Raw genomic sequence first — 5373 nt, forward strand, 5'->3', positions numbered from 1 at the left:
ACCGAACACGGAAGTTAAGCTCTCTAGCGCCGATGGTAGTTGGGACCTTGTCCCTGTGAGAGTAGGACGTCGCCAAGCAACTAAAAACACAAGTCTTTTGACTTGTGTTTTTTCGTGTTTAATAAAGCGTGAGCTTTTCGTGAAATCGTTATTAATTATAGCTTCATTTTGTTTTTCATATTGATAAGTTCGCAACTATAGGTATGAGATCGCCTTCAGCGATAGCGAGTCCTTTTATTATTTCATTCAATGGCATTATAGTTACTTCTATTGTTTTAATAATAGCTACAGGTTCATTCTGACTATCGGTTAGTTGTTAGTAGTACTTCATTTTCTAATTCATAAAAAATATGGCCAAAGCATGTTACTATTTTTATGTCATCATTTATTAACTGTGCGAGATAATTAGGGGAATTACCAAATTGCCAAGCTGTAACAGATGCTGGTTTTTCACCATTTCCACTAGACCTTACTGAAATAAGTTATACTAGAGGTGAAAGAGAGAAAAACCGATACTTCAACTTGAATATCGGTTCAATAATATGTGACATATACGAATCTATAGTAATACGAAGACTGTAAATAAGATAGCCAGCAAAATACGATAATATGCAAAAGGTTTTAAACCTATCTTCTCTAAAAGCTTCAGAAAAGTTACTACTGCTAACATTGCGACTATGAAAGAAGTGATGAATCCTACCGCAAACATAGGGATATCGTCGACACTTAAATACGTCCAGCTTTTTAATAAGTCTAAGCCTGTAGCCCCAACCATTACAGGAAGGGCAATGAGAAAAGAGAATTCAGATGCAGTCTTATAATTTACTTTTGCTAATAGACCTCCAGAGATAGTAGAGCCGGCTCTAGAGAAGCCAGGGTATACTGCTAAACATTGAAATAATCCGATTGTTAATGCTTGACGGTACGTTAAATCGTCCAGTGAATAGGAGGTTGCCTCTTGCTTTTTTACTTCTGCAAAGATCATAAGAATTGCTCCTGCTACAAGTCCAATCACAACAGTGTATGGCTGAAATAAGTAAGTTTTAATAACATCATGTAGTAACAAACCAGCGACTACTGCCGGAAATACACCAAGAAATACATGGAATGCGTTGAATTTTTTCTCTTTGCGTAGAAGAGGCTTAATATTACATAAAGAAACGAGACGTTTATGATATAAAATTGCAATAGCTAAAATCGCGCCTAGCTGAATAACAATTTCAAACGTTTTTGCTCTTTCTCCTTCAAATCCTAATAAATGCCCGACTAATATAAGGTGACCAGTAGAAGAGATAGGTAAAAATTCAGCTAACCCCTCTACAATACCGAGTATGAAGGCAGTAATGATATCGCTCATAATTTCACTCCTATAAATTAATGAATGTCTACTCTCTTAAAATAGAATAGTGTTGCAATAAATCCGAAAATTGCTGTTGTTGCAATGATGATATAAGAATACTCTGGTGGATATGTGGGTTGTAATTCATTATTTGCAATATCTAGAGTAGCCGTCCACGGAAATAAATCTTTATGCTTGGAGTTCACGAGCATAAGATTCGTCATTGTAATAATGACTGTTAATATAATAGGCGGTACATAGCTCTTCATTAAAAGAGTTAATAGCACGATAGGTGAAGATAATAGAAAGAGAAGGCCGCCACATATTAAAAATTTTAGGAAAGAACCTAAAAGTAAAGTAGTGTTAAAACCAGGGAAGTTCCCCAATAGCCCTAATATTAAAGTAAGCGACCAAGCGACTAAAGTTAGCATCATGATCCAAAGGAAGAGAATGATGAACTTACTTATAATAAAGCTAATGCGCGACACGGGGATAGTTAGTAAATTTTTTAGTGTATCTTCTGCATATTCGCGGGTAAACAGATAAGCAACAACTACTCCGTATAAAGGGAATCCTATAACTAAAGTAGTATATAAGTTAACTTCAGTGAATAACTGGTGGAACCAAATAGTCGGAGTTGGCTGTTTTGTTTTTATATGTATATAAGAGGCTACTACGACTAAGAAAGGTGCGACACCAGCTCCAATAATGCTAATTAAAAACATATTAGAGCGTTTTAGTTTTAATAGTTCTGTATAGAGTAGATTAACCAATTGTTCCACCTCCAACTAGCTTGGTGAAATAATCTTCTAATCTGTCTTCACTAATCATCATTTTTAATACTTCAATATCATTGAGAACAAACGTTCTGTTAATGTATCCTTGTTGCCCAAAATGAGAGTAAATGCGAATATTCCCTTCATCATGTACCTCATAATCGAAAATTTGAAATTGATTTTCTAATAGCATCGCAGCTTTATTTTCATTATTCACCTGAAATTCTATGTACTTACGGTTTGCTTTGCGCAGCTTATCAAGAGAAACTTCTTCTAGTAACCTTCCTTCGTGAATAATTCCGATACGATCAACTAACTGTTCTACCTCTGCTAATATGTGACTAGAAATGAGTATCGTTATATTTCTTTCTTGAGCTAAAGAATGAATAAGTTTTCGCATTTCTTTAATACCGATGGGGTCTAGTCCGTTAGTTGGTTCATCTAATATGAGTAATTCGGGATAATGGAGAAGGGCGCGTGCAATTCCTAGGCGCTGCTTCATTCCTAAAGAATACTTTCCTACTAACTTTTTTGTTTCATGCTGCAAGCCCACTATTTCTAATGCGTCTTCAATAGCATTCTTTTTGTAAACCCCGATTATCTTTGCATTAATTAATAAGTTTTCTTTTGCGGTTAAGTTTTCATAAAACCCTGGAACTTCAACGATAGAACCAATTCTACTTAAAATATCTTTTTGATTTTGAAATAAGTCCTCTCCGAATATTTCGATAGTTCCACTTGTAGGCTTTATAAGACTAAGTAGCATACGGATGGTTGTCGTTTTACCAGCACCGTTACGTCCTATGAATCCATAAATTTCTCCTTGTTGAACGTTAATATTTAGATTATCTACGGACTTTTGCTTGCCATATACTTTAGTAAGATTAGTCGTTTTTATAATTGTGTTTATAGGAGACACCTACTTTCTATAAGTTCTTACTTACATGATAAAAAGGAAGGCTTAACTGCATATTAATCATTTCTTAACTATTTCTTAAAAGTATTGTGTTTTGGAATGGAAAAGCCAAAAGTGGTTCGTTCCCATGGAATACTTTCAACCCATATATGCCCACCATTCCTCTCAACGAGCGCTTTAGAAATAGAAAGGCCGAGCCCGCTACCACCAAAAGACGAGTTCCTTGATTGTTCGCTTCGGTACATTCGCTCAAATACGTTTTGTAAATCATGTTTTGGAATACCAGGGCCTTTATCCCAAATAAGAAGTTCATATGCTGCATCCGTTTCTAGTAGTTCGACTCCTATTATTTTCCCATCCTTTCCGTAATAAATGGCATTTTTCATTAAATTACCTATAATCCGCATAAGGCTTAGATGATCTGCAATGATAGGACAAGTAGACTCTGGCATAAGAACTTGTAGTTTAATATTATGTTTTGAGATTTCAGGTAAAAACTCGATCAAAACTTCTCTAGTAACCTCAGAAAAATCGAGTTTTTCTTCTTTTAGTGGAAATTCATTGGCGTCTAGCTTTGCCATATTGAATATTTCATCAACTAGATGCTTTAAGTTATTTGATTTCATATACAGTATTTTAAGATATTCTTGCTTTTCTATTTCAGAAGTAGCAACCCCATCTTTTAAAGCATCGATATATCCAATAATGGAGGTGAGTGGTGTTCGGATATCGTGTGAGATACTAGATAAAAGTTGTTTTCTAGATTCCTCAGACCTTTTTGCTTTAATCCGAACCTTTTCTAATTCAGCTATTAGTTCGTTTATTGAAAAAACGATATTATGGAACGATTGATCATTACTTGTGAATAATCTCGTTTGTAAATTCCCCTTTAGTGCACGACTTAATTTAGTGTCTATTGATTTGCGGTTTTGAATAAATTGTATTCTTGAAAAGAAGAGATACATTGTAATTAAGATAAGGGTAATAAATAAAGAAATTTTTACTTTTGGATCCATTTGTATATGTAAAAGCCCGTAAATGATAAGTTGTAATGAAATAAGGAAGAGGATTTTATCAATCTTCAAGCTTTTCACCTACAAACTTATAGCCAATTCCCCATACAGTTTGAATGAATTTTGGATTGGAAGGATCGGTTTCTATTTTCTTTCTAAGTTTTCGAATATGTACCATAACGGTATTATCATCTTCTATATAATTATCGTCCCATACATTGCGAAAGAGCTGTGTTTTTGTAAATACTTGTCCTGGGTTTGAAGTAAAGAATTTTAATAGTTCTAGTTCTTTTCCGGTTAAGCTGATTTCTTCTTTATTTGTGTGAACTGTATATGTATTTAAATTGATAGTTAGTCCTTTAAAAGCTAAAGTTGTCTTCTCTTGTACATTAATGTTACTTCCAAGAACTAAAAAACGCCGTATAAGAGCTTTGACTCGTGCAACTACTTCGTGAATGCTGAAAGGCTTCGTAATGTAATCATCAGCACCAATGCTTAAACCTAAAATTTTATCGACTTCGTGATCTTTAGCGGTTAGCATTAATATCGGTACGTTAGTTTTATCTCTAAGCTTTCTACATACTTCGATACCATCTACTTTCGGCATCATAAGATCTAATATAACGAGGCTATAGTTGTTTTGATTAAATAACTGTAAGGCTACTTCGCCATCAATTGCAGTATCTACCATATATAATTCTCGTTCTAAATATATTTTTAGTAAATTACGGATTTCTTTATCATCGTCTGCTATAAGGATACGTATATCTTTCATATCTTCACCTACTTCTAATGGATTTCATTGATGGTACAACACCCCTCTAATTATATACTAGTATTTGTTAAAATAAGGTTAATAGTTTTAGGGAAGGGAAATATCCACGCCAATTAAGCCTAGGGTCGAAGTAAATTGAATATGTTTTGCGAGAATAAATTAAAGAGAAGCAGAAGGTAGTTTTCGGTAATGAATTTTTGTAGGGACGTATATAGCTAAAAGAGCGTAAAAACATTTAATTGAATATCTTTATAAAAAGTGTTGACGATTAGAGTATAGAGGTGTAATATAGAACAAGTCGCCGATGACAATAACGTCGAAAGTGACAAACGAAATAAAAAACTAAGTTGACATTGAAAGATGAAAATGTTAACATAAGGAAGTCGCAAATGAGCGACTAAGTAGTTCTTTGAAAACTGAACGAAACAAACAACGTGAAACGTCAATTTTTATTTTATAATGCTAGACAAACTAACTTTATTGGAGAGTTTGATCCTGGCTCAGGATGAACGCTGGCGGCGTGCCTAATACATGCAAGTCGAGCGAACGGATTA

The 5373-nt window shown here is 34.3% G+C and carries 5 protein-coding genes, 2 rRNA genes and 1 pseudogene; 2 read left to right on the forward strand and 6 right to left on the reverse strand.

Features of this window, described 5'->3' with window-relative positions; translation table 11 throughout:
• Positions 1-78, forward strand: a 5S ribosomal RNA gene (rrf, locus tag ACVWY7_RS26865); the annotation flags it as partial.
• Positions 79-208: 130 nt separating this feature from the next.
• Here rrf and ACVWY7_RS26870 read toward each other — a convergent pair.
• The 6 genes and pseudogenes from ACVWY7_RS26870 to ACVWY7_RS26895 form a co-directional block, all read right to left on the reverse strand.
• Positions 209-479, reverse strand: a pseudogene (locus ACVWY7_RS26870) (ASCH domain-containing protein); the annotation flags it as partial.
• An 80-nt stretch (positions 480-559) separates the two neighbouring features.
• Positions 560-1357 carry an undecaprenyl-diphosphate phosphatase UppP gene (uppP, locus tag ACVWY7_RS26875; protein WP_001280039.1) on the reverse strand — a complete coding sequence of 266 codons (798 nt, stop codon included), beginning with the start codon at positions 1355-1357 and terminating at the stop codon, positions 560-562.
• Between the two features lie 17 nt (positions 1358-1374).
• Entirely contained in the window at positions 1375-2112 is a 738-nt protein-coding gene (locus ACVWY7_RS26880) for an ABC transporter permease (protein ID WP_000247726.1), read from the reverse strand.
• The gene (locus ACVWY7_RS26885) at positions 2105-3034 is read right to left on the reverse strand and encodes an ABC transporter ATP-binding protein (protein WP_000074566.1); all 930 of its coding nucleotides are present in this window, start codon (positions 3032-3034) and stop codon (positions 2105-2107) included. Before ACVWY7_RS26885 ends, ACVWY7_RS26880 begins: the two co-directional genes overlap by 8 nt.
• A gap of 68 nt (positions 3035-3102) precedes the next feature.
• Positions 3103-4116, reverse strand: a complete 1014-nt coding sequence (locus ACVWY7_RS26890; RefSeq protein WP_000686994.1) for a sensor histidine kinase — start codon at positions 4114-4116, stop codon at positions 3103-3105.
• Complete coding sequence (locus ACVWY7_RS26895) at positions 4106-4819, reverse strand: response regulator transcription factor (RefSeq protein ID WP_000651982.1); 714 nt, start codon at positions 4817-4819, stop codon at positions 4106-4108. The genes ACVWY7_RS26890 and ACVWY7_RS26895 overlap by 11 nt, the downstream gene beginning before the upstream one ends.
• 477 nt (positions 4820-5296) lie before the next feature.
• Here ACVWY7_RS26895 and ACVWY7_RS26900 point away from each other — a divergent pair.
• Positions 5297-5373 (forward strand): 16S ribosomal RNA (locus ACVWY7_RS26900); the annotation flags it as partial.

Source organism: Bacillus sp. TE9106W (assembly GCF_054062215.1).

Coding starts and splice junctions, on each gene's coding strand:
- uppP (WP_001280039.1), bottom strand. CDS start 1,357: ATGAGCGATATCATTACTGCCTTCATACTCGGTATTGTAGAGGGGTTA.
- ACVWY7_RS26895 (WP_000651982.1), bottom strand. CDS start 4,819: ATGAAAGATATACGTATCCTTATAGCAGACGATGATAAAGAAATCCGT.